This is a genomic window from Pseudomonas sp. MF7453 (assembly GCF_016405455.1).
Classification (GTDB): domain Bacteria; phylum Pseudomonadota; class Gammaproteobacteria; order Pseudomonadales; family Pseudomonadaceae; genus Aquipseudomonas; species Aquipseudomonas paralactis.
This window is the reverse complement of the sequence record NZ_JAEKCN010000035.1, coordinates 1-26,107: the sequence shown is the minus strand read 5'-3', so window position 1 is coordinate 26,107 and position 26,107 is coordinate 1. Positions and strand designations below refer to the sequence as shown.

At 60.9% G+C, this 26,107-nt stretch carries 23 protein-coding genes; 14 read left to right on the top strand and 9 right to left on the bottom strand.

Features of this window, described 5'->3' with window-relative positions:
- Positions 1-147 precede the first annotated feature (147 nt).
- The gene (locus JFT63_RS28875; RefSeq protein ID WP_198845274.1) at positions 148-603 is read left to right on the top strand and encodes a hypothetical protein; all 456 of its coding nucleotides are present in this window, start codon (positions 148-150) and stop codon (positions 601-603) included.
- 82 nt (positions 604-685) lie between these two features.
- Here JFT63_RS28875 and adeC read toward each other — a convergent pair whose 3' ends face one another.
- The 3 genes from adeC to JFT63_RS28860 are packed head-to-tail and all read right to left on the bottom strand — an operon-like array spanning position 686 to position 6,453.
- The gene (adeC, locus tag JFT63_RS28870; protein WP_198708129.1) at positions 686-2,143 is read right to left on the bottom strand and encodes an AdeC/AdeK/OprM family multidrug efflux complex outer membrane factor; all 1,458 of its coding nucleotides are present in this window, start codon (positions 2,141-2,143) and stop codon (positions 686-688) included.
- Positions 2,140-5,301: an efflux RND transporter permease subunit gene (locus JFT63_RS28865; RefSeq protein ID WP_057701241.1), complete on the bottom strand. Its 3,162-nt coding sequence runs from the start codon at positions 5,299-5,301 to the stop codon at positions 2,140-2,142. The genes adeC and JFT63_RS28865 overlap by 4 nt, the downstream gene beginning before the upstream one ends.
- Positions 5,302-5,304: 3 nt before the next feature.
- A complete protein-coding gene (locus JFT63_RS28860) occupies positions 5,305-6,453 on the bottom strand; it encodes an efflux RND transporter periplasmic adaptor subunit (RefSeq protein WP_057701240.1) in 1,149 nt (382 codons plus the stop codon).
- Positions 6,454-6,718: 265 nt separating this feature from the next.
- On the opposite strand from JFT63_RS28860, the gene JFT63_RS28855 reads away from it, so the two are divergent.
- Positions 6,719-7,351 carry a TetR family transcriptional regulator gene (locus JFT63_RS28855; protein ID WP_005785903.1) on the top strand — a complete coding sequence of 211 codons (633 nt, stop codon included), beginning with the start codon at positions 6,719-6,721 and terminating at the stop codon, positions 7,349-7,351.
- A gap of 337 nt (positions 7,352-7,688) precedes the next feature.
- Here the strand turns inward: JFT63_RS28855 and JFT63_RS28850 are convergent, their stop codons facing one another.
- The 3 genes from JFT63_RS28850 to JFT63_RS28840 are packed head-to-tail and all read right to left on the bottom strand — an operon-like array spanning position 7,689 to position 10,267.
- Positions 7,689-8,744 carry an alkene reductase gene (locus JFT63_RS28850; RefSeq protein WP_057701239.1) on the bottom strand — a complete coding sequence of 352 codons (1,056 nt, stop codon included), beginning with the start codon at positions 8,742-8,744 and terminating at the stop codon, positions 7,689-7,691.
- A 27-nt stretch (positions 8,745-8,771) separates the two neighbouring features.
- A complete protein-coding gene (locus JFT63_RS28845; RefSeq protein WP_057701238.1) occupies positions 8,772-9,938 on the bottom strand; it encodes an MFS transporter in 1,167 nt (388 codons plus the stop codon).
- Positions 9,939-9,952: 14 nt separating this feature from the next.
- Complete coding sequence (locus JFT63_RS28840; RefSeq protein WP_032877312.1) at positions 9,953-10,267, bottom strand: ArsR/SmtB family transcription factor; 315 nt, start codon at positions 10,265-10,267, stop codon at positions 9,953-9,955.
- Between the two features lie 154 nt (positions 10,268-10,421).
- On the opposite strand from JFT63_RS28840, the gene JFT63_RS28835 reads away from it, so the two are divergent.
- On the top strand, positions 10,422-11,006 hold the full coding sequence (locus JFT63_RS28835; RefSeq protein ID WP_057701237.1) for an acyl carrier protein phosphodiesterase: 585 nt from the start codon (positions 10,422-10,424) through the stop codon (positions 11,004-11,006).
- A 45-nt stretch (positions 11,007-11,051) separates the two neighbouring features.
- On the opposite strand, the gene JFT63_RS28830 is transcribed toward JFT63_RS28835, so the two are convergent.
- Together JFT63_RS28830 and olsB are read right to left on the bottom strand one after the other, a co-directional pair.
- On the bottom strand, positions 11,052-11,843 hold the full coding sequence (locus JFT63_RS28830) for a lysophospholipid acyltransferase family protein (protein WP_198845273.1): 792 nt from the start codon (positions 11,841-11,843) through the stop codon (positions 11,052-11,054).
- Positions 11,843-12,598, bottom strand: a complete 756-nt coding sequence (gene olsB / locus JFT63_RS28825) for an L-ornithine N(alpha)-acyltransferase (RefSeq protein WP_044272710.1) — start codon at positions 12,596-12,598, stop codon at positions 11,843-11,845. Before olsB ends, JFT63_RS28830 begins: the two co-directional genes overlap by 1 nt.
- A 260-nt stretch (positions 12,599-12,858) precedes the next feature.
- On the opposite strand from olsB, the gene JFT63_RS28820 reads away from it, so the two are divergent.
- The 9 genes from JFT63_RS28820 (at position 12,859) to JFT63_RS28780 (ending at position 22,130) form a co-directional block, all read left to right on the top strand.
- Positions 12,859-13,716 (top strand): hypothetical protein, encoded by an 858-nt coding sequence (locus JFT63_RS28820; RefSeq protein ID WP_157243903.1) that lies wholly within the window; start codon positions 12,859-12,861, stop codon positions 13,714-13,716.
- A gap of 19 nt (positions 13,717-13,735) precedes the next feature.
- Complete coding sequence (locus JFT63_RS28815) at positions 13,736-14,809, top strand: serine hydrolase domain-containing protein (RefSeq protein ID WP_057701234.1); 1,074 nt, start codon at positions 13,736-13,738, stop codon at positions 14,807-14,809.
- On the top strand, positions 14,806-15,120 hold the full coding sequence (locus tag JFT63_RS28810; RefSeq protein WP_057701233.1) for a hypothetical protein: 315 nt from the start codon (positions 14,806-14,808) through the stop codon (positions 15,118-15,120). The genes JFT63_RS28815 and JFT63_RS28810 overlap by 4 nt, the downstream gene beginning before the upstream one ends.
- A 193-nt stretch (positions 15,121-15,313) precedes the next feature.
- Positions 15,314-16,489, top strand: a complete 1,176-nt coding sequence (locus tag JFT63_RS28805) for a M20 aminoacylase family protein (protein WP_198845272.1) — start codon at positions 15,314-15,316, stop codon at positions 16,487-16,489.
- A gap of 154 nt (positions 16,490-16,643) precedes the next feature.
- Complete coding sequence (locus tag JFT63_RS28800; protein ID WP_198845271.1) at positions 16,644-17,954, top strand: citrate-proton symporter; 1,311 nt, start codon at positions 16,644-16,646, stop codon at positions 17,952-17,954.
- On the top strand, positions 17,951-19,393 hold the full coding sequence (locus tag JFT63_RS28795) for an amidase (RefSeq protein WP_198845270.1): 1,443 nt from the start codon (positions 17,951-17,953) through the stop codon (positions 19,391-19,393). The genes JFT63_RS28800 and JFT63_RS28795 overlap by 4 nt, the downstream gene beginning before the upstream one ends.
- Positions 19,394-19,458: 65 nt before the next feature.
- Positions 19,459-20,217: a helix-turn-helix domain-containing protein gene (locus tag JFT63_RS28790; RefSeq protein WP_057701229.1), complete on the top strand. Its 759-nt coding sequence runs from the start codon at positions 19,459-19,461 to the stop codon at positions 20,215-20,217.
- A gap of 172 nt (positions 20,218-20,389) precedes the next feature.
- Positions 20,390-20,971 carry a YceI family protein gene (locus JFT63_RS28785; RefSeq protein ID WP_186561137.1) on the top strand — a complete coding sequence of 194 codons (582 nt, stop codon included), beginning with the start codon at positions 20,390-20,392 and terminating at the stop codon, positions 20,969-20,971.
- 1 nt (position 20,972) lies between these two features.
- Positions 20,973-22,130, top strand: coding sequence for a phospholipase D-like domain-containing protein (locus JFT63_RS28780; protein WP_057701227.1), 1,158 nt, complete (start codon positions 20,973-20,975; stop codon positions 22,128-22,130).
- 144 nt (positions 22,131-22,274) lie between these two features.
- Here JFT63_RS28780 and bglX read toward each other — a convergent pair whose 3' ends face one another.
- Positions 22,275-24,566: a beta-glucosidase BglX gene (gene bglX / locus JFT63_RS28775; protein WP_198845269.1), complete on the bottom strand. Its 2,292-nt coding sequence runs from the start codon at positions 24,564-24,566 to the stop codon at positions 22,275-22,277.
- 241 nt (positions 24,567-24,807) lie between these two features.
- On the opposite strand from bglX, the gene JFT63_RS28770 reads away from it, so the two are divergent.
- Both JFT63_RS28770 and JFT63_RS28765 read left to right on the top strand, forming a co-directional pair.
- A complete protein-coding gene (locus tag JFT63_RS28770) occupies positions 24,808-25,419 on the top strand; it encodes a LemA family protein (protein WP_057701225.1) in 612 nt (203 codons plus the stop codon).
- Positions 25,420-25,437: 18 nt separating this feature from the next.
- Positions 25,438-26,107, top strand: a 670-nt coding sequence (locus JFT63_RS28765; RefSeq protein ID WP_198845268.1) for a TPM domain-containing protein, incomplete at its 3' end; no start/stop codon positions are given.

The following is a 26,107-nucleotide window of genomic DNA, read 5'->3' as shown; positions in this document are numbered from 1 at the left end:
ACGTAATTGTGAGGCGCCCGACTCGTCAGCTTCCGGCGCGCAGGGTTAGCTGTCTACTGTCAGGGTTAACAGTAGATCTTCTGATTTCATACGCCTATTTCTAAAAGGCTGACAGTATCTTTTTTACGTGATCAGGGAGTGAATTCCATGAGCTTTGGATCAGATATGGGTGAGTTTTTAACGTCCTCGAATACGTTCAAGGCGGAATTGATCAGAGCGGTGCCAATTCAATTCGATAGTTTTGAGTTGAGCTACATCGAGGGTCACCAGTTACGAATTCGGTTGGGAATCGAAGGCAACCCCGGCTCGAAAAACGAACTGACCCTTGAGGCAGACGGTGATGGAGAAGAGCGTGCGTTCAAGCTGAAGGAGAATATGACTTACATCATCGGGCCTGGAGAAGGCCTTATCCGTGCCACGTTTGGCCTTGAAAGCGATGTCGAGTATTCCCCGCAAGAATATTGGGGCAATTTGAGCGTCAAAAGCATTTCCAGCGATGGGTCTGGCGAGACCTCGATCCATGCCAGTTTTTCATTCGGTTGGACGACGGATGATGGCAAGGACATGGAGGTCAGATGCTCTAAGCTTGAGATCCATACATGAACTTATTTTGATAATGATTAGAACGGCATGACATAAAAAAACCGCTTCCGGTAAGGGAAGCGGTTTTTTTAGACCCGCGCGATCAGAACAACTTCAATGGCGGTGCTTGTTCTTTCAATGGCTCGTTCTTCGCGGTCTGCTCGTTCCAGCCACCGCCGAGGGCCTTGTACAGGTTGACCTCGCTGGTGAGCTGCGCCAGGCGGTCGGTGATCAGCGATTGCTGGGCACTGAACAGTTGGCGCTGGGCGTCGAGGAAGGTCAGGTTGCTGTCGACACCAATGCGGTAGCGACGCTCGGCCAGGCGGTAGTAATCCTGGTTGGCCTCGACGAAGCCGCGTTGGGCATCCAGTTGCTGCTTGTAGGTCTGCCGGGCGGCGAGGCCGTCGGAGACTTCCTGGAAGCCGGTCTGGATGGCTTTTTCGTAGTTGGCCACGTTGATCTCTTTCTGGATCTTCGAGTAGTCCAGGCTTGCGCGCAGGCTACCGGCGTTGAAGATCGGGATGTTGATCTGCGGGGCAAACGCCCAGGTACCCGAACCGCCCTTGAACAGGCCGCCCAGGGTTGGGCTGGCGGTACCGGCACTGGCCGTCAGGCTGATGCTCGGGAAGAACGCCGCACGGGCCGCGCCGATATTGGCGTTGGCCGCCTTGAGGTTGTACTCGGCCTGCACAATGTCGGGACGACGTTGCAGCAGGTCCGATGGCAGCCCGGCCGGCACTTCGCTGAGCAGGTCATCGGACAGCGGCTTGCTGGCGATATTCGCCGGCAGGCCGGTGCCCAGCAGCAGGGTCAGGCTGTTTTCGTCCTGAGCCACCTGGCGGGTGTAACGGGCCAGTTGCACACGGGCGTTTTCCACCGAGGTGCGCGCCTGGCTGAGGTCGAGGGCCGAGGCCACGCCGACTTCGTTGCTGCGCGAGGTGAGCTTGAAGCTCTGCTCGAACGCGCCAAGGGTGTCCTGGGTCAGCTTGAGCAGTTCCTTGTCGGCCTGCCAGGTCAGGTAGGCATTGGCCACACTGGCCACCAGGCTGATCTGGGTACTGCGCCGCGCTTCTTCAGTGGCGAAGTACTTCTGCAGCGCTTCTTCACTCAGGCTGCGCACGCGACCGAACAGGTCCAGCTCATAGGAACTGATCCCCAGGCCCGCCGAGTATTGGCTGGCGATGGTTGATTCGCCAGTCTGTGACAGCTTGGCAGGAGTGCGCGAACGGCTGCCGTTACCGGTGGCCGATACCGCCGGGAACAGGTCGGCACGCTGGATCTGGTACTGCGCCGCGTAGGCGTCGATGTTCAGGGCCGCGACACGCAGGTCACGGTTGTTCACCAACGCGGTTTGGATCAGCTGTTGCAGGGCAGGGTCATGGAAAAACTGCTTCCAGCCCTGCTCGGCAGCGGCCTGGTTCGGCGCCTGTGCCGACGAATACGCCGGCCCCTGCGGGAACTGTGCGGCCACCGGCGCATCGGGGCGCTGATAGTCAGGTATCAGCGAGCAGCCACTGAGCACGAATGCCGTGACGGCTAGGGAAAGTAGCGACTTGCTCATTGGCCAGCCTCTTTAGGAGTTTCAGTAGTGTCTTTCTTTTTACGTTCGCCGGCCGAGGACACGGTTGCATAGAACAGTGGCACCCAGAAGATGGCGAGTACAGTGGCGGTGATCATACCGCCGATTACGCCGGTACCGATCGCGTGCTGGCTGCCTGAGCCGGCACCGCTGGAAATCGCCAGCGGCAGTACGCCGAGCACGAACGCCATGGATGTCATGATGATCGGGCGCAGACGCATCCGGGACGCTTCGATAGCCGCCTCGACGATGCCTTTGCCTTGCTCGTGCAGCTCTTTGGCGAATTCCACGATCAGGATGGCGTTTTTCGCCGCCAGGCCCACCGTCACCAGCAAGCCTACCTGGAAGAACACGTCGTTGGACAAGCCACGCATACTGGTAGCGATCAATGCACCGATCACACCCAGTGGCACCACCAGAATCACCGCGATCGGGATCGACCAGCTTTCGTACAGTGCCGCCAGGCACAGGAACACCACCAGCAGCGACAGCGCGTACAGCGCAGGCGCCTGGGAGCCGGAGAGGCGTTCTTCGTACGACAGGCCGGTCCAGGCGTAGCCGATGCCGGCCGGCAGTTCCTTGGCAATGCGCTCGACTTCCGCCATCGCATCACCGGTACTGTAGCCAGGCGCCGGGGTACCGAGGATTTCCATCGCCGCTACACCGTTGTAACGCGAGAGCTTGGGCGAGCCGTAGATCCACTGGCCCGACGAGATGGCCGACAGCGGCACCATCTTCCCGGAGTTGCTGCGCACGTACCATTTGTCCAGGTCTTCCGGAGCCATGCGGCTGGCGGCGTCACCTTGCACATACACCTTCTTCACACGACCACGGTCGATGAAGTCGTTGATGTAGCTGCCACCCAGGGCAATGGCCAGGGTCTGCTGGATATCGGCAAGGCTGATGCCCTGGGCACTGGCTTTCTCGTCGTCGACGGTCAGCTCGTACTGCGGTTCATCGTTCACGCCGTTGGGACGTACGCCCGCCAGCACCTTGCTTTGCGCCGCCGCACCCAGGAACTGGTTACGCGCAGCCATCAGCTTCTCGTGGCCTACGCCACCCTGGTCTTGCAGGAACACGTCGAAACCGGTGGCGTTACCCAATTCCAGAACCGAAGGCGGCACGATGGCAAATACCATGGCGTCCTTGAAGGCCCCGAAGAAGTAACCCTGGGCACGCTTGGCGACTTCGAATACCGATTGGGTCGAGTCGCGCTCGTCCCACGGCTTGAGCATTACGAACGCAAGGCCCGAGCTCTGGCCACGACCGGCGAAGTTGAAGCCGTTAACGGTAAACACCGAGTTCACCGACTTGCCTTCGCCTGGCTCGCCTTCCTTGTCATGCAGCAGGAAGGCGCGCATGTCGTCGATGACCTTTTGCGTACGTTCAGCCGAAGAGCCTACCGGTGTCTGCACCTGGGCGAAGATCACGCCCTGGTCTTCCTCTGGCAGGAATGCGCTTGGAATACGGGTGAACATCCAGATCATGCCGGCCAGGATCAGCACATACACCAGGAACGCCGGGATCTTGTGCTTGATCATGTTGCCCACGCCGCGCTCGTACTTGAGTACGCCGCTGTCGAAGGTGCGGTTGAACCAGCCAAAGAAGCCGCGCTTGGGCTGGCCGTGTTTTTCCGGATCAATCGGCTTGAGCATGGTGGCGCACAAGGCGGGGGTGAAGATCAGGGCTACGAGTACCGACAACGCCATCGCCGAAACAATGGTGATGGAGAACTGGCGGTAGATCACACCAGTGGAGCCACCGAAGAACGCCATCGGCAGCAATACCGCCGACAGTACCAGGGCAATACCCACCAGTGCGCCCTGGATCTGGCCCATGGACTTGATCGTCGCTTCCTTGGGTGACAGGTGCTCCTCGGCCATGACCCGTTCGACGTTTTCCACTACCACGATGGCATCGTCCACCAGCAAGCCGATGGCCAGGATCATGCCGAACATGGTCAGGGTGTTGATGGTAAAGCCGCACGCCGCCAGGATCCCGAAGGTACCCAGCAATACCACCGGTACGGTCATGGTGGTAATGATGGTGGCGCGGAAGTTCTGCAGGAACAGGAACATCACCAGGAACACCAGCACGATCGCTTCGATCAGGGTGTGAACCACGCCGGAGATCGACTCGGTCACGACCGGGGTGGTGTCATACGGCACCACCGCCTTCATGCCAGGCGGGAAGAACGGCTCCAGGGACTTCACTGTTTCGCGGATGGCCTTGCCGGTGTCCAGAGCGTTGGCACCGGCCGCCAGCTTGATCGCCATACCGGAAGCCGGCTTGCCGTTGAACTGTGCACTGATGCTGTAGTTCTGGCCGCCCAGTTCGATACGTGCGACGTCGCCCAAGCGGACTTGGGAACCGTCGGTGTTGACCTTCATCAGGATCTTGGCGAACTCTTCAGCGCTTTGCAGGCGCGTCTTGCCGATGATGGTGGCGTTCAGCTGAGTGCCGGGCAGGGCAGGCAAACCGCCCAGTTGACCGGTGGCCACCTGCACGTTCTGCGCCTTGATGGCGTTGCTGACATCCACCGGCGTGAGCTGGTAGTTGTTCAGCTTGGCCGGGTCGAGCCAGATACGCATGGCGTACTGCGAACCGAAGACCTGGAAGTCACCCACACCCGAGGTACGGGAAATCGGGTCCTGGATGTTGGACACGATGTAGTTGGACAGGTCGTCCTTGGTCATGCTGCCGTCTTCGGACACCAGACCGATCACCATCAGGAAGTTCTTCACCGACTTGGTCACGCGGATACCCTGTTGCTGCACTTCTTGCGGCAGCAGCGGGGTGGCCAGGTTCAGCTTGTTCTGCACCTGGACCTGGGCGATATCCGGGTTGGTACCCTGGTTGAACGTCGCGGTGATGGTCATGCTGCCGTCGGAGTTACTGTCCGAGGCGACGTAACGCAGGTTGTCGATACCGTTGAGCTGTTGCTCGATGACCTGCACCACGGTGTCCTGCACGGTTTGTGCGGACGCGCCTGGGTAGGTCACCTGGATATCAATGGCCGTCGGCGCAATGGCCGGGTATTGGTTGATGGGCAACTTCAGGATCGACAGTGCCCCGACCAGCATGATCACCAGGGCAATTACCCAGGCGAAAATGGGACGGTCGATAAAAAATTTCGACATGGATTACTCCCCTTGACCAGCAGCGGCAGCAGGCGCTGCAGCAGTACCGGCGGGTTTGGCGTTGTCGGCGTCCTTGACCTTGACTTCGATACCCGGCTTGATGAATTGCAGGCCTTCGGTGATCACGCGGTCACCGGCGTCCAGGCCTTTTTCCACCAGCCAGTAGGCACCGGCAGTGCGGTTGGCAACCAGTTCGCGTTGCTCGACCTTGTTGTCCTTGTTCACGATCAGCGCCGTCGGAATGCCGCGCAGGTCACGGGTCACGCCTTGTTGCGGAGCGAGAATGGCCTTGCTGTTCACACCCGCTTGCAGCTGAGCGTGCACAAACATGCCTGGCAGCAGCACATGGTCAGGGTTGGGGAACACGGCGCGCAGGGTCACGGAACCGGTGGTCTGGTCGACCGACACTTCGGAGAACTCCAGCTTGCCGTCCTGAGCGTAAGGCGTGCCGTCTTCCAGGGTCAGCTTGACCTTGGCCGCATTTTCGCCGGCTTTCTCCAGCTGACCGCTTTCCAGGTCGCGGCGCAGTTTCAGCATTTCAGCCGAGGACTGCGTAACGTCGACGTAGATCGGGTCCAGTTGCTGAATCACGGCCATCGCATCGGCCTGGCCATTGCTGACCAGTGCGCCTTCGGTCACTGCAGAACGACCAATGCGCCCGGAGATCGGCGCAAACACTTTGGTATAGCGCACGTTGATCTGGGCGGTTTGAACGTTTGCTTCGGCGGTCATGCGGTTGGAGACCGCGGTGTCGTATTCCTGACGGCTGACGGCCTGTTCATCGACCAACTGCTTGTAGCGGTCGCTGATGGACTTGGTCTGGGACAGGCTGGCTTGTGCGCTTTTGAGGGTGGCTTCATACACCGACGGGTCGATCTGGTAGAGCTGCTGCCCTTCCTTCACGTCGGCGCCTTCCTTGAACAGGCGCTTGAGAATGATGCCGTTGACCTGAGGCCGCACTTCCGCGATGCGATAGGCCGTGGTGCGGCCTGGCAACTCGGTAGTCAGGGTGAAGGCTTGCGGTTGAAGAGTGACCACGCCGACCTGAGGGGTTTGAGCGGGCGGTGCCGCTTCTTCCTTTTTACATCCGCTGAGCAGCGATGCCAGGGCGACGGCAGTGACCAGAGCGGTAACAGCTGGCTTAAGTTGCATGAAGATCCTCGGGTCAGGCGCGCAGAGTGCGCACAAGAAGTGTGGAAGGGTAAAAAACAAGCTGTGAGTGGATAAGTAGCTTGCTACGCAATATACTTACGTTCATGGTTGTTTGTAAACTCTTGACAGGCTTGGCGCAATGTTGACAAAGCACTGCCACAAGCCTCGATTCTAGTACGTTCGGCGCCCAAGACGGCGTCGTCCCACAATTATTCAGATGATGGTCAAGTACCATCCACAGTGTCCCGATTGAGGTTTTACTGCCATGGTTCGTCGCACCAAAGAGGAAGCTCAGGAAACGCGCAGCCAGATTCTCCAAGCCGCCGAGCAAGCCTTTTATGAGCGTGGCGTCGCGCGCACTACCCTGGCGGACATCGCCACGCTGGCAGGGGTGACGCGCGGGGCTATCTACTGGCACTTCAGTAACAAGTCCGACTTGCTTCAGGCACTGCTCGACACGTTGCACGAACCCCTGGACGAGCTGGCGCGGGCCAGTGAAAGCGAGGATGAAGCCGACCCGTTGGGCTGTATGCGCAAGCTGCTGATTCATCTCTACCATGAAGTGGCCCTGGACCCGAAAACCCGGCGCATCAACGAGATTCTGTTTCATAAGTGCGAGTTCACCGATGAAATGTGTGACATGCGCCGCCAACGCCAGACCCACACCCTTGAGTGCAACCTGCGCATCGGCTTGACGTTGCGTAACGCGGTCCATCGCGGGCAACTTCCAGCCACGCTGGATACCACCCGCGGGGCTGTGTGTATTCATGCCTTTATCCACGGGTTGATCGGCCAGTGGCTGCTGGTGCCTGACAGTTTTCAATTGCATCAGGACGCCGAGCGCTGGGCTGATATAGGGCTGGACATGCTGCGCCTGAGCCCCAGCCTGCGCAATTGAGACAAAATGCGTAATTGCGACCAGTTGTGTCAACAGTAAAGCCTAAGGATGGTCAATCGTCCTTCTGCCTGATTTGTGGGGGGACTTTATATACGGGCTGGCGGGCAGTTGATAGGTAGTCGGCTAAGTATTTTGTAGCGATATTGTTGCCGTTCTGTGAAGCGATGTTTCCAAGGGGTACATACAGGCACAAATGTGGGAGGGGGACTTGCCCCTGACACTGTAGGAGCGAGCTTGCTCGCGAAAAACGTCAACGATAACGCGTGCTTGCTGAATGAACGCGGCGCCTGTGAGTTTTTCGCGAGCAAGCTCGCTCCTACAGTATTTGCGGATGACGTTAGATCGGCAGCGTCGGGTAGTCGATATAACCCACCGGCCCTTTACCGTAGAAGGTTTCCGGGTGCGCCTGATTCAACGGCGCATCCGCCTTCAAGCGCGCCGGCAGGTCCGGGTTGGCAATGAATGGCACGCCGAAGGCCACCGCATCCGCCTTGCCCGCCGCCAGCCAGGCATTGGCGCTGTCTTTGGTGAAACGTTCGTTAGCAATGTATACACCGCCGAAGGCTTTTTTCAGCTGTGGGCCAAGGCTGTCCGCACCTTCTTTTTCACGCGAGCAGATAAAGGCGATGCCACGCTTGCCCAGTTCGCTGGCGACGTAGGTAAAGGTTTCGGCCAGGTTGGCGTCGCCCATGTCGTGGGAGTCGGCGCGCGGTGCCAGGTGCACACCGACGCGGCCAGCGCCCCAGACTTCGATGGCGGCGTCGGTGACTTCCAGCAGCAGACGCGCACGATTTTCCAGGGAACCACCGTAGTTGTCGGTGCGCTGGTTGGTGCTGCTTTGCAGGAACTGGTCAAGCAGGTAGCCGTTGGCTCCGTGGATTTCCACGCCGTCAAAGCCTGCGGCCTTGGCGTTTTCGGCGCCCACGCGGTAAGCGTCGACGATGTCTGCGATTTCAGCGGTTTCCAGGGCTCGCGGGGTAGGGTAATCGGCCAGTGGCCGCACCAGGCTGACGTGGCCTTTAGGCTGGATCGCGCTTGGCGCTACCGGAGTTTCGCCGTTCAGGTACGACTCGTGGGAGATGCGACCCACGTGCCACAGTTGCAGGAAGATCTTGCCGCCCGCGCCGTGCACGGCTTTGGTGATGTTGGCCCAGCCACGCACCTGGTCGTTGGACCAGATGCCCGGCGTGTCCGGGTAGCCCACGCCCATGGGCGTCACGGAGGTGGCTTCGCTGAGGATCAGCCCGGCGGATGCGCGCTGCACGTAGTACTCGGCCATCAGCGCGTTGGGCACGCGGCCTTCATCTGCACGGCAGCGGGTCAGCGGCGCCATGATGATGCGGTTCGACAGCTCCAGGTCGCCCAGTGTGATCGGATCGAAAATAGTCGTCATGGGAAAACACCTTTGTCTTTAAGTTGATCAGTGGGTCGCGGGGGCCAGGTCGGCATTGCCGCCCTGACGGAAAGTGAGGAGGGTCACGAGCAAGGCGAGGATGGCCAGGACGGCGGCAGCCAGTGGCACGCTGGTCAGGCCGAAGCCGTGGGCAATCACGCTGCCGCCGACCCAGGCGCCGAGGGCGTTGCCGATGTTGAAGGCACCGATGTTCAGGGTGGACACCAGGTTGGGAGCGGCCTTGCCGAAGGTCACCACGTTGATCTGCAACGCCGGTACGGCGGCAAACGAAGCGGTGGCCCACAGGAACAGGGTGATTTCGCTTGGTATCAGCGCAACGCTGGTCCAGCTCAACACCGTGGACACCACCGCCATGCTGATGAATACGCCGATCAGGGTGGCTGCCAGGCGCTTGTCGGCCAGTTTGCCGCCGATGATGTTGCCCAGCGTGAGGCCCAGGCCGATCAACAGCAGGGTCCAGGTCACGCCTTTGGGCGACACACCGGTGACATCACCCAGCAGTGGGGCCACGTAGGTGAAGAGGGTGAACATGGAGGCGGCGAACAGTGCCGTCATGCTCAGCGACAACCAAATGCCGGCGCCCTTGAGGGCCGCGAGTTCGGCGCGCATATCGAGTTTTTCTTCGTCACGTTTGGCGGGCAGGAAGCGGATCAGGCCGATCAGGGCGATCACGCCAATCACGGTCACCGCCCAAAAGGTCGAGCGCCAGCCGGCTTGCTGGCCCAATGCTGTGCCCAACGGTACGCCGAGCACGTTAGCCAGGGTCAACCCGGTGAACATCAAGGCTACCGCCGAAGCGCGTTTATTGGCTGGTACCAGGTTGGCCGCTACCACGGAGCCGATCCCGAAGAAGGCACCGTGGCACAGCGCGGTGACGACGCGGGCGAACATCAGTACGTTGTAGTCACTGGCTATGGCACAAAGCAGGTTGCCGACAATGAAGATGCCCATCAACGCTACCAGGGCGGCCTTGCGTGGCAGCCTGGCGGTGGCCAGTGCCATGAACGGCGCGCCGATGGCCACGCCCAGAGCGTAGCCGGTGACCAGCCAGCCGGCGCCGGGAATCGACACACCCAGGTCCGCCGCGACATCGGGCAGCAGCCCCATGATGACGAACTCAGTGGTGCCGATGGCGAAGGCGCTCAGGGCCAGTATGAGGAGCGAGAGGGGCATTTGCGTTTCCTTGGTTATTGCGGTGCGCTGAGTTCGGTTATGAGCGCCGTGAGGAAGGCTTGGATCGTTTCCTCATTGCGTTTGAAAAAGTGCCATTGCCCGGCCTTCTGGCTACTGATCAACCCCGCTCGTTGCAAAGTCGCCAGGTGCGCCGACACGGTCGACTGGGACAAGCCGCAGCGCTGGTCGATCTGCCCGGCACAGATGCCGTACTCGTGGTTGTGCAGTTGCTCGGGGAATTGCACTTTCGGGTCTTTGAGCCAGGTGAGGATGTCTCGTCGTACTGGGTGCGCCAGGGCTTTTATTATTTCGTCGAGGTCGATGGACATGGCAGGGTGCTCGGTGTCGTAAGCGTTATATCGCGATGAGGCGAACTTTAAATCGTCGCATCCCGATATACCAATATGATTTTGGTCTGAGACCAGTTCGAATCGGTATATCGGGTTATAACGATATGTGTGCGGCAGTGTTAGACTGCGCGACATGAATTATCTCGCACATCTGCACTTGGGCGGCCAACTTCCTGCACAACTGCTGGGCAGCCTTTATGGCGACTTCGTCAAAGGCCGCCTGCAGGGCCAGTTCAGCCCGCAAATCGAAGCGGCGATTCAGCTGCATCGCTCCATCGACCGCTTTACCGATAGCCATCCGTTGGTGGGCGAGGCGTTGTCGCGCTTTAGCCTGACCCGCAGGCGCTATGCCGGGATCGTCCTCGATGTGTTTTTCGACCATTGCCTGGCGCGAGATTGGGCGCTGTATGCCGACCAGCCTCTGGAGCGATTTACCTCGCAGGTGTATCGGGTGCTGGCGGCCGAACCCGCGTTGCCGGGGCGGCTGGCGCAGATTGCGCCGTATATGGCGGCGGATGACTGGTTGGGTTCGTATCGCGAATTTGCGGTGATGGAGCAGGTGTTGCGCGGGATTTCGCGGCGGCTGACTGACCCGCAGGCACTCGGATTTGCGATGCACGAGTTGCGCGAGCTTTATAAGCCGTTAAGTGAAGATTTCCAGGTGTTCTATCCCCAATTGCAGAGATTTGCGCAGATCCAACTGACCACCGATGTCTAAATGTGGGTGGGGGCTTGCTCCCTCCCACATATGACTGTGCCCGCTTTATGCCGCGAACGCAGGTCGAGCAGCCACTTGCTCGGCTTCCGGCACCGGGCCAAACAACGCCTTCTGCACCGCCTGCTGCGCCTGATACGCCAAGGCCGCGCGTTCCTGCCCGGCGCAGGCAATCGGCTTGAGCAGATGAATCTCCACGTCACCCTGATCGTTGGAAAACAAGCGCATCAAGTGCGACAGCAAATCATCATCGCCAATGAACGGCGCCAGCGGATCAACCCCACCGTCACGCAGATAACGAATCGCCACCGGTTGCAGCGATACGTCAGCATCGATCGCACTGGCCAGTAAGCGCCCGTGAAAAGTACGCAGGCTGCGCCCGTCGGTGGTGGTGCCCTCGGGGAACATCAGCAGCGGGTGCTGTTGCTCCAGATGGCGGGTCATCTGCTTGCGGATCAACTGGCTGTCACCTGCCCCGCGACGGATGAACAGGCTGCCGGCCTTGGCCGCCAACCAGCCAGCCACCGGCCAGGTGCGCACCTCGGCCTTGGACAAAAACGACAGCGGCGTAACCATGCCCAACAGTGGAATGTCGGTCCAGGACACGTGATTGCTCACCCACAGCATCGGCGCTTGCGGCAGCTCACCGTGTACCGTTACGCGAAAGGGCAGGGCGTTGGTCAGTCGTGCCATAAAGAACCGCGACCAACGCTGTCGCCGCACCATCGAGTTGGCCACACCCAGACGCTCGAACAGGCCAAACACACTGGCCATGCTCAACCCCAGCGCCACCACCATCAGCACGCGGGCGATGCGCCCGTAGATGCGCAGGCGGTTCATCACATCGCCGCCTTGAAGTGCCGGGCATACCGCGGGCACAACTCATCGCGCTTGAGCAGGATGAACACATCGGCCACCTGGAAATCTTCATCCCAGCACGGCTCGCCGCAGATCTTCGCGCCCAGGCGCATATAGGCTTTGAGCAGCGGTGGCATTTCAGCGATGACGTTGGACGGCAAGTCCAGGGCCGGCAATGGTTTTTTCGGTTCGGCGCGCAGGTGTTCGTTGCACAGGTAGCGTTCGCGCAAACGCTGCATGATTGCGTGAGCCTGGATGCCGCCATCGTGCATCGGGATGCTCGCGCAGCCCATCAGGTAGCTGTAGCCGCCCTGGTTGAGCACTTCGGCCAACTCGCCCCAGAGCACCGCGATGGTGCCGCCGTTGCGGTAGGCCGGGTCGACGCAGGTGCGGCCGATTTCCAGGATCGGGCCCTGCAAGTGCAGCAGGCCATGCAGGCTGAATTCTTCTTCGCTGTAGAACCGGCCCAGGGTGCTGGCGGCCTGGTGGTCGAGTAAACGGGTGGTGGCGACGAGTCGACCGCTGTTCAAGTCCCGCACGCCGATGTGGCTGCAGTGAACATCATAGTCATCCATGTCCAGGCCCAGTTCCGCGCCTTTCAGCTTGGCGTTGAACTCGCCGCTGAACACGTTGAACCGCAGGGCCTGGGCTTCCTGCAAAGCCTTGGCGCCCACCAGGCGTTCGGCTTGCAGACGGCGTTCATTGCCTTTGTCGCTGATGCGGGCGATCTGAGTCATAGCGAGTCTCCGGGTGCCGGCCAGGTTGCGGCCAGTCGACTTTGTTGTCCAAAGTCAGGCTATGTAGCCTCGGTGTCATCTCCATGAAGTTACGGTGACGGTTGGATGACAGGCCAGCGGGATAGGGAGGGCAATGTCGCCTCATTCTTTCTCGGCAGCAGAAGGTTGAGGCCCTATAGGCCAAGTGGAACCTGATTAGCGTTCGGGCCACAAAAGGTAGACAAACCTATTAACGCGACCCTGCGACATTGGGAGCATGCATGGCTGTTTCACCTATCAGCTCAAATTCGATCGCTGGATGGAATTACCAGCCCGCGCCAGCCTTGGTGCAGTGGCCTATCGAAGGCTTCACCGGTATTCGTAGCAAAGACGGGCGCACCTATGGGCGCACCATCGGCGTACAGCCGAACTGGCGGGCGGCACCTCATTACCAGTACAAACCGGTAAATGCCCACCCTGGGCAAAAGCCTGGGAACATCTGGGGCGGATTCAGTCAGTGGAGCCGCGATAACTGCACCATCGTGGCGGTTATCAAGATGGCGATGATGCAGTTCGGCGAAAAACCTACGGATATTTTCAAAAAAGTACGTGAAACCCGGCATGGCTATCTGATTACCCTGCGAAATGGTGATACCACTTCGCTGAGCAAGGCTGAGGTGAAACAAGCAGCAGAGGCGGCAAAGCTCAAGTGCCAGAACATTCAGACCGCTATCTATGCCAACTTTATCGTGGCCGTTGCGGCAAAGCGTTTTCAGGAGCAAAGCCATGCCAGTGGGGCGGGAGACTACGCTCGCGCGCTGGATATCTTGAACAATGGCGGCAGTATCGAGTACGCCTTCAAACGGTTGGGCTTGTGGGAGCAGGTCGAGCAAGTGCCTCCCGAGGAACTGGCAAAGGGGCGCCTGGGGGTATTTCAATCTGGCAGTCACGTTTCGGTTTCTGTTGATGGCAACGAGGAGCGCTGGGGCAAGCGGGGCGGGGCGACACCTACGGGAGCCCAGGTTTACGAGGCCTACGGGTTCAAAAAACCTGCTGGGCAGTCACAGGGCGTTAACGCAAGCAGCAAGGTGGTGGCGTCGCCAAACCGTCATTTGTCTCGGCTAGGCTGGCGGGCTTGAATGCGCTGAGTGATCCTTTATGGTCAAACGTTTGTTGTGCGCTGCCTTGCTGGTTTTAACCACTGATGCCTGCGCCGAACAATGGCCGGCGACAGAGTGGGCCTATGGTCCGCAATTGGCGGGCCCGGCTGTTAAAGCGCTGGAAGATTTTGCTTTTGCACCGCGCAATGATGAAACGCGCGAAGGCATCCGCACCGACGCGCTGCTGGTGATTCGCGATGGCGAAATCATCTATGAGCGCTACGCCGCCCCTACCACCGCCAGCACGCCGCACCTGACCTGGTCGGTGAGCAAAAGCCTGATGGCCACCGTGCTGGGCGTAGCCTACGGTGAGGGCCGTTTCAAACTCACCGACCCGGCCGCACGCTTCTATCCGCCGATGAAACAGCACCCCAAGGTAAGCATGGCCGACTTGCTGCACTGGGCTTCGGGGCTGGATTGGCAGGAGGACTATGAATACGCCCCGTTGAAGTCTTCTGTGGTGGCGATGCTCTACACCCGGGGCCGCGCCGACATGGCGCAATTTGCCGCCGATACCAAGGCCGCCGCCGAACCCGGCCAGGCGTTCCGGTATTCCAGTGGCGACAGCAATATTCTGTCCGCTGTGCTTAAAGGGATGCTGGGTCACAAGGCATACATGAGCTATCCGTGGGATGCGTTGTTCAAGCCGTTGGGCATTCGCACCGCGACGTGGGAAACCGATGCCGACGAAACCTTTGTCGCCTCGTCCTATGCCTACCTCACCGCCCGTGATCTGGCGCGGGTCGGGCTACTGATGGAACGGGATGGGCGTTGGGGCGAGCAACAGTTGCTGCCCAAAGAGTGGGTGGCTTTCAATCGGCAGCCTTTCGATAAATTCCAGGCGGGCCAGGATGAAGCGGTACCGGGCGGGCACTGGTGGCTCAACAAGGGCACGCCCCAACCCTGGCCCGACGCGCCGGCCGACACCTTCGCTGCACTTGGGCACTGGGGCCAGGCACTGTTTGTGCTGCCCGGCGAACACCTGGTCATCGTGCGTTATGGCGATGATCGCGATGGCAGTTATCGGCATAACGAACTGCTCAAACGCGTGCTGGCGGCGGTGCGGTCATGATTCGCCGTCGGGTGGTTACCCGCTTTTTTCTACTGCTGTTGCTTGGCCTGTTGGGCTGGATGTGGCATGAGCGCGTCAACCTGCAAGCCTTCCCCGACATCATCGCAGCGTACACCGCCAAGGAGTATTGCTCGTGCCGGTACGTGGAGAACAACCCGGCGTCGTATTGCCTGGGGTATGTGAAGCAATACGTGCCCATCAGTGCGTTTATCGACACGCCGGAGCGCAGTGAAGTGACGGCGAGTGGTTTGGGGCGCACACATACGGCAAGGTGGCTGGGCAACCGCCAAGGCTGTCGCCTGACTCCCTGACACACTCACTCCTCTGTGGGAGCAGGCAAGCCAGTTCCCCCATTTGGATCCTCTGCTGGGCTCACGGAAAAAGGCTCGGCCCTGAGGTTCCACAGAGTGGAACCACCTTTGATTGTCCTCACGCGCACATCGCGCTTAGCTGTCGATGTGTCACCAACAAGAACGGGACCACCCGCCTGTGAGGAGAATCACCATGCGCCCCCACCAGCATATTCTGGATTGGCTCAGCGACGTCGCCAGCGACTTGCACGCTGTGCGTCACGACATCCACGCCCATCCTGAACTCGGCTTTGAAGAGAACCGCACGTCAGCGCTGGTCGCACAGTCACTTAAGGAGTGGGGTTACGAGGTACACACCGGCATCGGCAAGACCGGTGTGGTCGGTGTGTTGAGCAACGGCAGCAGCCCACGCACCCTGGGCATTCGTGCCGACATGGACGCCTTGCCCATCATCGAAAACACCGGTGCTTCCTACACCAGCCAGCACGCCGGTTGCATGCACGCTTGCGGGCATGACGGTCACACCACCATGTTGCTGGGCGCTGCACGCTACCTGGCGGCGACGCGGCAATTTGACGGTACCTTGAACCTGATTTTTCAGCCTGCTGAAGAAGGCCAGGGCGGTGCCGAGGCGATGTTGGCGGACGGTTTGCTGGAGCGTTTTCCCTGTGATGGGCTGTTCGGCATGCACAATATGCCGGGCTTGCCGGCGGGGCATCTGGGCTTGCGAGTTGGCCCGATGATGGCGTCCCAGGACTTGCTCACCGTGACCCTCGAAGGCGTCGGCGGCCACGGTTCCATGCCGCACCTTACCGTCGATCCACTGGTGGCGGCGGCCAGTATGGTCATGGTTTTGCAGACAGTAGTCGCGCGCAATATCGACACCCAGGAAGCCGCCGTTGTCACAGTCGGCGCGCTTCAAGCCGGCCAAGCCGCCAATGTGATTCCCCAGCAAGCCTTACTGCGCCTGAGCCTGCGCGCGCTCAACCCCAAGGTGCGCGAACACATGCTGGAACGGGTCAACGCGATCATCCAGACCCAGGCCGCCAGCTTCGGCTGCACCGTGCAGATCGAACACCGCCCGGCCTATCCCGTGCTGGTCAACCATGCCGAAGAAACCGAGTTTGCCCGCCAGGTCGGCGTGGCCTTGCTCGGTGCCGACGCCGTGGACGGCAACACCCGCACGCTGATGGGCAGCGAAGACTTCGCCTGGATGCTGCAGCGCTGCCCCGGCAGTTACCTGTTTATCGGCAACGGCGTGTCGCGGCCGATGGTGCACAACCCCGCCTATGACTTCAACGACGACATCCTGCTGACCGGCGCAGCCTACTGGGGCGCGCTGGCCGAGAGCTGGCTCAAACCCTTGTAGGAGCGAGCTTGCTCGCGAAAAACCCACAGGCGACACGGGCTCCCTGAAAGCGCTGCGTCATCGTTGACGATTTTCGCGAGCAAGCTCGCTCCTACAGCAACGCCTTTTTCTGCCGCTGGACCCTTTCCCTGATCGGTTGAACGGAGTGATCCTCATGCAGACTGCAAAACCCGGCGTTTCGCGCACCCGCCAAGTGGTGGCGGCCGTGATCGGCAACGCGTTGGAATGGTATGACTTCATCGTCTACGGCTTTCTCGCCAGTATCATCGCCCGGCAGTTCTTCCCCTCGGAAGACGAGTACGCGTCGCTGCTGATGGCCCTGGCCACCTTTGGCGTGGGCTTTTTCATGCGTCCGGTGGGCGGCATCCTGTTGGGTATTTATGCCGATCGCAAAGGCCGCAAAGCCGCGATGCAGTTGATTATCCGGCTGATGACAGTGTCTATCGCGCTGATCGCCTTCGCGCCGAACTACGCCGCGATCGGCATGGGTGCACCGTTGCTGATTGTGGTGGCGCGGATGCTTCAAGGCTTTGCCACCGGCGGTGAATATGCCAGCGCCACGGCCTTTTTGGTGGAGAGCGCCCCGGCCCATCGCAAGGGTTTGTATGGTTCCTGGCAATTGGTAGGGCAGTGCCTGGCGGTATTTGGTGGCGCGGCGATGGTGGCGCTGGTCACGCACTTCTTCTCTCCCGCAACCCTCGACCTGTGGGGCTGGCGCCTGCCGTTTGTGCTGGGCTTGCTGATCGGCCCGGTGGGGTTGTGGATTCGGCGGCACATGGAAGACCCGGAAGAGTTTATCCAGGCGCGTAAAAATGCCAGCGGCCCGGCGCCGAGCCTGATGCAGGTGCTGCGTGAGTATCGGCGCAGCATCCTGGTGTCGATGGGCCTGGCCTGCGGCGCGACGGTGTCGTTCTACGTGGTGCTGGTGAACATGCCGACCTTCGCCCACAAGAACCTCGGCCTGCCGCTGGACCAGGTACTGATGGTGCAGATGTTTGCGGTGGCGCTGATGACCGTGGTGATCCCGTTGTCCGGTTTGCTCTCGGATCGCCTGGGGCGGCGACCGGTGTTGATGGCCTTCACCCTGGCATTCTTCGTAATGGTCTACCCGCTATATGTGTGGGTGGCTGCCGCGCCGTCCATCGAGCGTTTGCTGGTGATGCAGGTGATGCTGTGCACGGCCATTGGCGGGTTCTTCGGCCCGGCGCCGACGGCATTGGCCGAGCAGTTTCCCATCGAGGTACGCTCGACCGGCGTATCGGTGGCGTATAACGTGGCGGTGATGGTGTTCGGCGGTTTTGCGCCGTTGATCGTCACTTGGCTGAGCAAGGTACTGGGCACCCCGGTGGCGCCGTCCTTCTATGTATTGTTCGCGTGCGTGCTGACGCTGCTCGGCACCTACTGCATGCGCGAGGCTCCGCGGGCGAGCAAGCCGCTGCCGTTTTCCAGAGAGGTGAAGCCTTGAGTATTGTCGATTGGGATGCCACGCAACTGTCACAGGCGATTCATGGGCGGCAGGTGTCGTGCGAAGAGGTGATGCAGGCGTACCTGGCGCAGATCCAGCGTTTCAATCCCCGTGTGAATGCACTGGTGTCGTTGCGCGACAGCGACGCTGTGCTGGCTGAGGCCAGGGCCTGCGATCATGAGCAGGACCAGGGCCAATCCCGCGGCTGGATGCATGGCATGCCCCAGGCCATCAAGGACCTGGCGGCGACCCAAGGCTTGCGCACCACCTTGGGCTCGCCGCTGTTCGCCGAGCATGTACCGAACGAAGATGCCATCAGCGTGGCGCGAGTGCGGGCCAGTGGCGCGATCATCATCGGCAAGACCAACGTGCCGGAGTTCGGCCTGGGCTCTCACACCTACAACACGCTGTTTGGCACCACCGGCAATGCCTATGACCCACGCCTGGCGGCGGGTGGCAGCAGTGGCGGAGCGGCGGTGGCCCTGGCGCTGCGGATGTTGCCGGTGGCCGACGGCAGCGACATGATGGGCTCGCTGCGTAACCCGGCGGCGTTCAATAACGTGTTCGGCTTGCGCCCGTCCCAGGGCCGTGTGCCCCACGGGCCGATGCCGGAGCTGTTCGTGCAGCAACTGGGCACCGAAGGCCCGATGGGGCGCAGCGTAACGGATGTGGCGCGTCTGCTGAGCATTCAGTCCGGTTACGACCCCCGGGCGCCGTTGTCATCCCGAGACGATCCCGCTGTGCTGGGCCAGCCGTTGCAACGCGACTTCAACGGCGTGCGCCTCGGTTGGCTGGGTGACTACAACGGTTATCTGCCGATGGAAGACGGCCTGATGAGCCTGTGCGAAACGGCGCTGGGTGACTTCGCCGAGCTTGGCTGCGGAGTAGAAAGCTGCCAGCCGGAATTTTCAATGGCGCGTCTGTGGCGCTGCTGGCTGGTACACCGCCATTGGCTGGTGCACGGCAACCTCGGCGCGGCCTATGCCAACCCCAGGAAACGCGCGCTGCTCAAGCCTGAAGCGCAATGGGAAGTGGAGGGCGGCCAGGGCCTGAGTGCCCAGCAGGTGTACCAGGCGTCGGTGGATCGCAGCGAGTGGTATCGGGCCCTGGCCAAGTTGTTTGAACGTTACGATTTTCTGCTGTTGCCCACCGCCCAAGTGTTCCCTTTCGATGCACAACAGCCTTGGCCACGCCTCGTTGGCGGGCGCGAAATGGACACTTATCACCGCTGGATGGAGGTGGTGATCGGTCCGACACTCGCCGGTTTGCCGAGCATGAGCATCCCGGTGGGCTTCAACCCCCAGGGCTTGCCCATGGGCCTGCAAATCATCGGCCCGGCCCAGGCCGACCGAGCCGTGCTGCAATTGGCCTATGCCCATGAACAGCTGACCCAATGGGTGCAGCGCCGGCCGCCGGCGTGCCTGGCAACCGCCGGCTGAACCGTGACCGGGCCTGTATCTTGCTGTGTAAAAAAGATCATCCACCGGCAATAGGGAGATCGAACATGGAGACAGGCACGGTACGCTCGGTTGAGCGCGCACTGGCAATCGTCGAGTTGCTGGGCGAGCACCAGGCGCTGGGGCTGGAAGAACTGCACTACCTCACGCAGCTGCCCAAGGCCACGGTGTCGCGCATGTTGCTGACCTTGCAGGAACAGGGTTGGGTCTACCGCGGCCTGAGCGATCGGCGTTACCGCCTGCGTGCCCGGCGTTTGTTTGGCGATACCCAGCAACGCTTCAAGCGCCAGGTGGTGGAAAGCGCTGCGCCGTGGTTGGTGGAGCTCAGCGAACGTACCGGCTTGGTGGTGGACTTGTCCTGCTTCGACGGCGAGCGCCTGGAGGTCATGGAAAGCGCGATTCCCGGTGTGCTGCGCAAGCTGTACCCGAACAATTGCCAGATCGTCGGTCAGTACGCCAGCCTGTTTCACTCGGCGATGGGCAAGGCCTGCCTGACGCAACTGCCCCGTGATGAAGTGCAACGCCTGGCGGGCCGCGACCGGGTGGCCGCCGATGAGCAATACCATGCATGCGAGCACACCCAGCACCAGGGTTTCGGCCAGCGTACCGAGGGCTATTGGGAATACCCGGTGCGTTTGCCGTTTCTGATCCGTGCCGTGGCCTTGCCGGTGCGCGCCAATGGTCGGTTGGTGGGGAGCATGGCGCTGCATTGGCCAATGCATCAGTCGCCGGTGGAGCGAGTGTTGAATTTGCATATGGGCAGCCTTGAACAGGCGGTGTGCGAAGTGCAGCGAACGCTGGATTAAAAATACTGCAAAACCCTGTGGGAGCTGGCTTGCCTGCGATGACGGTGTGCCAGGCGAGAAATGGTTGACTGATACACCGCCATCGCAGGCAAGCCAGCTCCCACATTTGAATTTGCGCCGGTTGTGAGATTGCGCTTAAGGTTCGTTCAGGTTTTTTGCCCCATGAGTCTTTATGTTCAATGTCAAACCCCTGGTCTTCGCCCTGCTGACCTGTGCCACCGTGCCTGCCCACGCCGACTGGTACCTGGATAACGAATCCTCGCGCCTGTCTTTCGTCACCACCAAAAACACCGAGGTTGCCGAAGTCCACCGCTTCCTGGTGTTGCACGGCAAAGTCGACGCCAAGGGCGCGGCGCAGTTGCAAGTGGAGATGGACTCGATCAACAGCGGCATCCCGCTGCGCGACGAGCGCATGCGTAAAGAGCTGTTCCAGATCAAGGCTTTTCCCGACGCGCTGATCAGCGCCCAGATCAATCTGCAGCCCATCAACGACCTGGCGTCCGGCGCGCAGCTGGAGCTGCGCCTGCCGCTGAGCGTCACCCTGCACGGCAAGACCCAAACCTACAGCGCCGAGTTGCTCGCTACGCGCCTGGATGAGCGCCGTTTTCAGGTGGTGACCCTGGAACCGGTGGTGCTGCACGCCGAGGACTTCGATCTCGCGCCGGGTGTGGCGGCCTTGCGCAAGGCGGCGGGGCTCAAGTCAATCAGTTTGTCGGTGCCGGTGGGTGCGGTACTGATCTTCACGGCGCGCTGACATGAGTGGCGCAGTGTTCCCCTGGCGCAGCGCCAATCAATTCGAACTGCTGATCGACGGGCCGAGTTTCTTCCCGCAGATGCTGGTGGGCATCGCGCGGGCCGAGCAGCAGGTGGATCTTGAGCTGTATCTGGTCGAAGCCGGCGCCTGTGCCGACGCGATGGTGCAGGCGCTGGTGCTGGCCGCCGAGCGCGGGGTGCAGGTGCGCTGCCTGTTCGATGATTACGGCAGCCTGGCGTTTACCCTCGGGCTGCGCAAGCGCTTGACCGATGCCGGCGTGCAGCTGCGCTTTTACAACCGCCTGAATTGGCGGCGCTGGATGCGCAACCTGTATCGCGATCACCGCAAGTTGTTGCTGATTGATCAGTGTGTCGCCGTGGTCGGCGGCACGGGCGTCACCGATGAATTCTGGACGCCGGGGCAAGACACTGCCGACTGGCATGAAGTCATGGTACAGATCAGCGGCCCGCTGGTGCTGGACTGGCAGGCCCTGTTCGACCGGCAATGGCACGCTAACGCCGCGCGCCGTGAATGGAAACCGGCGACCCATTTCGGTTTGCCACGCTTGCCCAAAGTGCCCGCCACCGGGCCGGGGCTGGGGCGCGTGGCGTATGCCGACGCGCGTCAGCATCGCGATATCCTGCAATCGTTGATTCGCGCCTTGAACAGCAGCAAAGGGCGTATCTGGTTGGCGACGCCGTACTTTCTGCCGACCTGGAGCGTGCGCCGCGCCTTGCGCCGGGCGGCAGGGCGCGGTGTGGATGTGCGCTTGCTGCTCACTGGCCCCCGTACCGATCATCCGTCGGTGCGCTATGCCGGGCACCGTTATTACCCGCGTCTGCTGCGCTCAGGCGTGCAGATCTTTGAATATCAGCCGTGCTTTTTGCACCTGAAGATGGTGCTGGTAGACGATTGGGTCAGCATTGGCTCGTGCAATTTCGACCACTGGAATTTGCGCTTCAACCTGGAAGCCAATCTTGAAGCGCTGGACCCGGGGTTGACGGCGGCGGTGGTGAGCAGTTTCGAAGCGGACTTTGCCCAAAGCCAGGTGGTGAGCCTGGAGGCCTGGAAGGCGCGGCCATTGTGGCGGCGCGTGAAGCAGCGGGTATGGGGGTGGATTGATCGGTTGGTGGTCAATCTGCTCGACCGGCGCGGCTAGTCGCATCACTCAATCAAATGTGGGAGCTGGCTTGCCTGCGATAGCATCACCTCGGTACACCTGACAAACCGAGGTGCCTGTATCGCAGGCAAGCCAGCTCCCACAAAAGCCAGCTCCCACAGCGACCGTGTTTACAGCTTCAGATCAGAGCAGCTCGAAGGTCTGCTGCTGCACATCCTGGGAATCCAACCCGATCTGCACATTGAACTCACCCGGTTCCGCCGCAAATTTGAGCTGGGCGTTGTAGAACTTCAAGTCGTCCTCGGTGATGGTGAAGTGCAGCGTGCGCGCTTCGCCGGCCTTGAGCATGACCTTCTGGAAGTTCTTCAGCTCCTTGATCGGGCGGATCATCGAACCGGCCACGTCCTGGATATACAACTGCACCACGGTTTCGCCATCGACCTTGCCGGTGTTCTTCACGGTGACGCTGGCGTCGAGCTTGCCGGTCTTGTTCAGGGTGGTGGACGACAGTGCCATGTCCGACAGGCTGAACTGCGTGTAGCTCAGGCCATAACCAAAGGGAAACAGGGGACCAGTGGTGTCATCGAAGTACTGCGAAGTGTAGTTGCCCGGCTTGCCTGGGGTGAACGGTCGGCCAATGGTCAGGTGGTTGTAGTAGGTCGGAATCTGCCCCACCGAACGCGGGAAAGTGATCGGCAGTTTGCCCGACGGGTTGTAGTCACCGAACAGCACGTCGGCGATGGCGTTGCCGCCTTCGGTACCTGCGAACCAGGTTTCCAGGATCGCGTCAGCCTGTTGGTTCTCTTCGAGAATCGACAGCGGGCGGCCGTTCATCAGCACCAGCACCAGCGGTTTGCCGGTGGCTTTGAGGGCCTTGATCAAGTCGCGCTGGCTTTGCGGGATGTTCAGGTCGGTACGGCTCGACGACTCGTGGGACATGCCACGGGATTCGCCCACGGCCGCGACGATGACATCGGCGTTCTTCGCCGCGCTCACCGCTTCGTCGATCAATACCTGGGCAGGGCGCGGGTCATCTACCACTTCCGGAGCATCAAAGTTGAGGAAGTTAAGGTAGTCGAGCACCGCCTTGTCGCCGGTGATGTTGGCGCCACGGGCATAGATCACTTTGCCTTTTTCGCCGATCACGGCGTTCATGCCGTCGAGCAGGGTCACCGACTGCGCAGGCCGGCCGGCAGCAGCCCAACTGCCCATCATGTCGATCGGGGCCTTGGCCAGCGGGCCGACCAGAGCGATGGTTGCGGATTTTTTCAGCGGCAGGGTGTCGTTGTGGTTTTTCAGCAATACCAGGCTGCGGCGCGCAATGTCGCGGGCCTCGGCACGGTGCAGGCGGCTGTCGGCGTAGGTGTCGGCCGGGTCATCCTCGGCCTTGCCGATGCGCAGGTACGGGTCCTTGAACAGGCCCATGTCGTACTTGGCGCCGAGGACTTCGCGCACGGCGTTGTCGATGTCACTCTGCTGGATCTCGCCGGACTTGAGCAGCCCAGGCAGCTCCTTGCCATACAGCGAGTCGTTCATGCTCATGTCGATGCCGGCCTTGATCGCCAGCTTGGCGGCTTCACGCCCGTCCTTGGCCACGCCGTGCTTGATCAGCTCGAAGATCGCGCCGTGGTCGCTGACGGTCAGGCCCTTGAAGCCCCAGTCCTTGCGCAGCAAGTCGTTCATCAGCCAGGTGTTGGCCGTAGCAGGCACGCCGTTGATCGAGTTGAGCGCCACCATCACGCCGCCGGAGCCGGCCTTGATCGCTGCGTGGTAGGGCGGCAGGTAGTCCTGGTACATCTTGACCGGGCTCATGTCGACCACGTTGTAGTCGCGCCCGCCTTCCACCGCGCCATAGAGGGCAAAGTGCTTGACGCTGGCCATGAGGCTGTCGGCATTCGCGGGGCTGGTGCCCTGGAACGCCTTGACCATGACTTCGGCAATGCGCGAGACCAGGTAGGTGTCTTCACCGAAACCTTCGGAGGTGCGGCCCCAGCGCGGGTCGCGCGAGATATCCACCATCGGTGCGAAGGTGATGTCGAGGCTGTCGGCGGCGGCTTCCTGGGCGGCGATGCGCCCGGAGCGGCCGATGGCGTCCATGTCCCAGCTGGAGGCCAGGGCCAGGCTGATCGGGAAAATGGTGCGGTGGCCGTGGATCACGTCATAGGCGAAGAACATCGGGATCTTCAAGCGGCTGCGCATGGCCGCGTCCTGCATCGGACGGTTTTCGGGGCGGGTGATGGAGTTGAACGTGCCTCCGATGCGGCCGGCGGCGATTTCCTTGCGGATCAGCTCGCGGGGCATTTCCGGGCCGATGCTGATCAGGCGCAATTGGCCGATCTTTTCGTCCAGGGTCATTTGCTTGAGCAGGTCGCTGACGAAGGCGTCCTTGTCTTTAAGCACAGCAGGCTTCGTTTCTGCCCAGACGGGGTGGGTGGCCAGCGTGGCAACAAGGCCGAGCAAACACAGCTTTTTCATGAATATCCTTTTTCGGCTACTGCGCAGCATTAAATGCATGCTGTCGGCCAAAATGTGGGAAACGTCTATTGTTGTTCGGGTGTTGTTCAGATAAATGCAGCACACTCTGAACTCTTTTTCGCGCTGGGCATCTTTGTAGCTGATTGGCTCGATGCATTCCAGTGGTGGCGGATTATGCCCCAAGCGCGTGGTTTATAGGGTTAGTCATCAAATTCCATCAAGATTGGGCAGGAGAAACACCATGCAAGCAGCACAAACTTACCGCTGGGGCTTCAAGGCCGCGGCTTTGCTATTGATCAGCAGCGTGCTGAGCGGTTGCGGCATCAACAACATCCCGACCCTGGACGAACAGGCCAAGGCGGCCTGGGGCCAGGTGCAGAACCAGTATCAACGCCGCGCCGACCTGATCCCCAACCTGGTGGAAACGGTGAAGGCCTATGCCGCCCACGAACAGGAAACCCTCACCGCCGTGATCGAAGCACGGGCCAAGGCCACCTCGATCCAGGTGGATGCCAACACCCTCGACAACCCGGAAAAACTCAAGCAGTTCCAGCAAGCCCAGGACGGCCTGAGCGGCGCACTCAGCCGTTTGATGGTGGTGTCCGAGCGTTATCCGGACCTCAAGGCCAACCAGAACTTCCTGGCCTTGCAATCCCAGCTTGAAGGCACCGAAAACCGTATCGCCGTGGCCCGTCGTGATTTCATCCAGACCGTGCAGGCGTACAACACTGAAATCCGCACCTTCCCGGGCCGTCTGTGGCACAGCGTGATGTACAGCGACTTGCCGATCCGCGCCACGTTTGAAGCCACCAGCGCCGACGCCGACAAGGCGCCGCAGGTGAAATTCAAATAACGCTGCCTTGAGGTGTCGATGCGTTTATTACGGATAGGCCTGGCGTTTTGGCTACTGGCCTGCGTGGGTATGGCCCAGGCGGCCCTGACCTTCCCGGCATTGACCGGGCGGGTGGTGGACAACGCCCAGATGATCGACCCGGCAACGCGCCAGCAGCTCACGCAACAGTTGCAGGCGCTGGAGCAGACTTCCGGTGACCAGCTTGTGGTGGTCACCGTACCCGACCTTCAGGGCGTCCCGATTGAAGACTACGGTTATCAATTGGGACGCGCTTGGGGCATCGGCCAGAAGGGCAAGGACAACGGCGCCCTGTTGATCGTGGCCCGTGATGAGCGCCAATTGCGCATTGAAGTGGGTTACGGCCTGGAAGGCGTGCTGACGGATGCGCAGTCGTGGGTGATCATCAACCAGGTGATTTTGCCCAAGTTCAAGACCGGTAATTTCAGCCAAGGCATCAGCGACGGCGTGGCGGCGATGATCCAGGTGGTGGGCGGTGAACCCTTGGCGGTGCCTGCCCATGTGGCGGATGCGAATTTCGCCAAGGATAATCCCGGGTTTTCCATCGGCCTGTTTATCCTGCTGATCGGCGTGTTGTGGCTGTGCAATCGCATGGGCTTGCCGGTAGGCGCTATCTTGCTGGCCATTCTCAGCAGCAGCGGGCGCGGCGGCGGTGGGGGCGGCGGTGGCG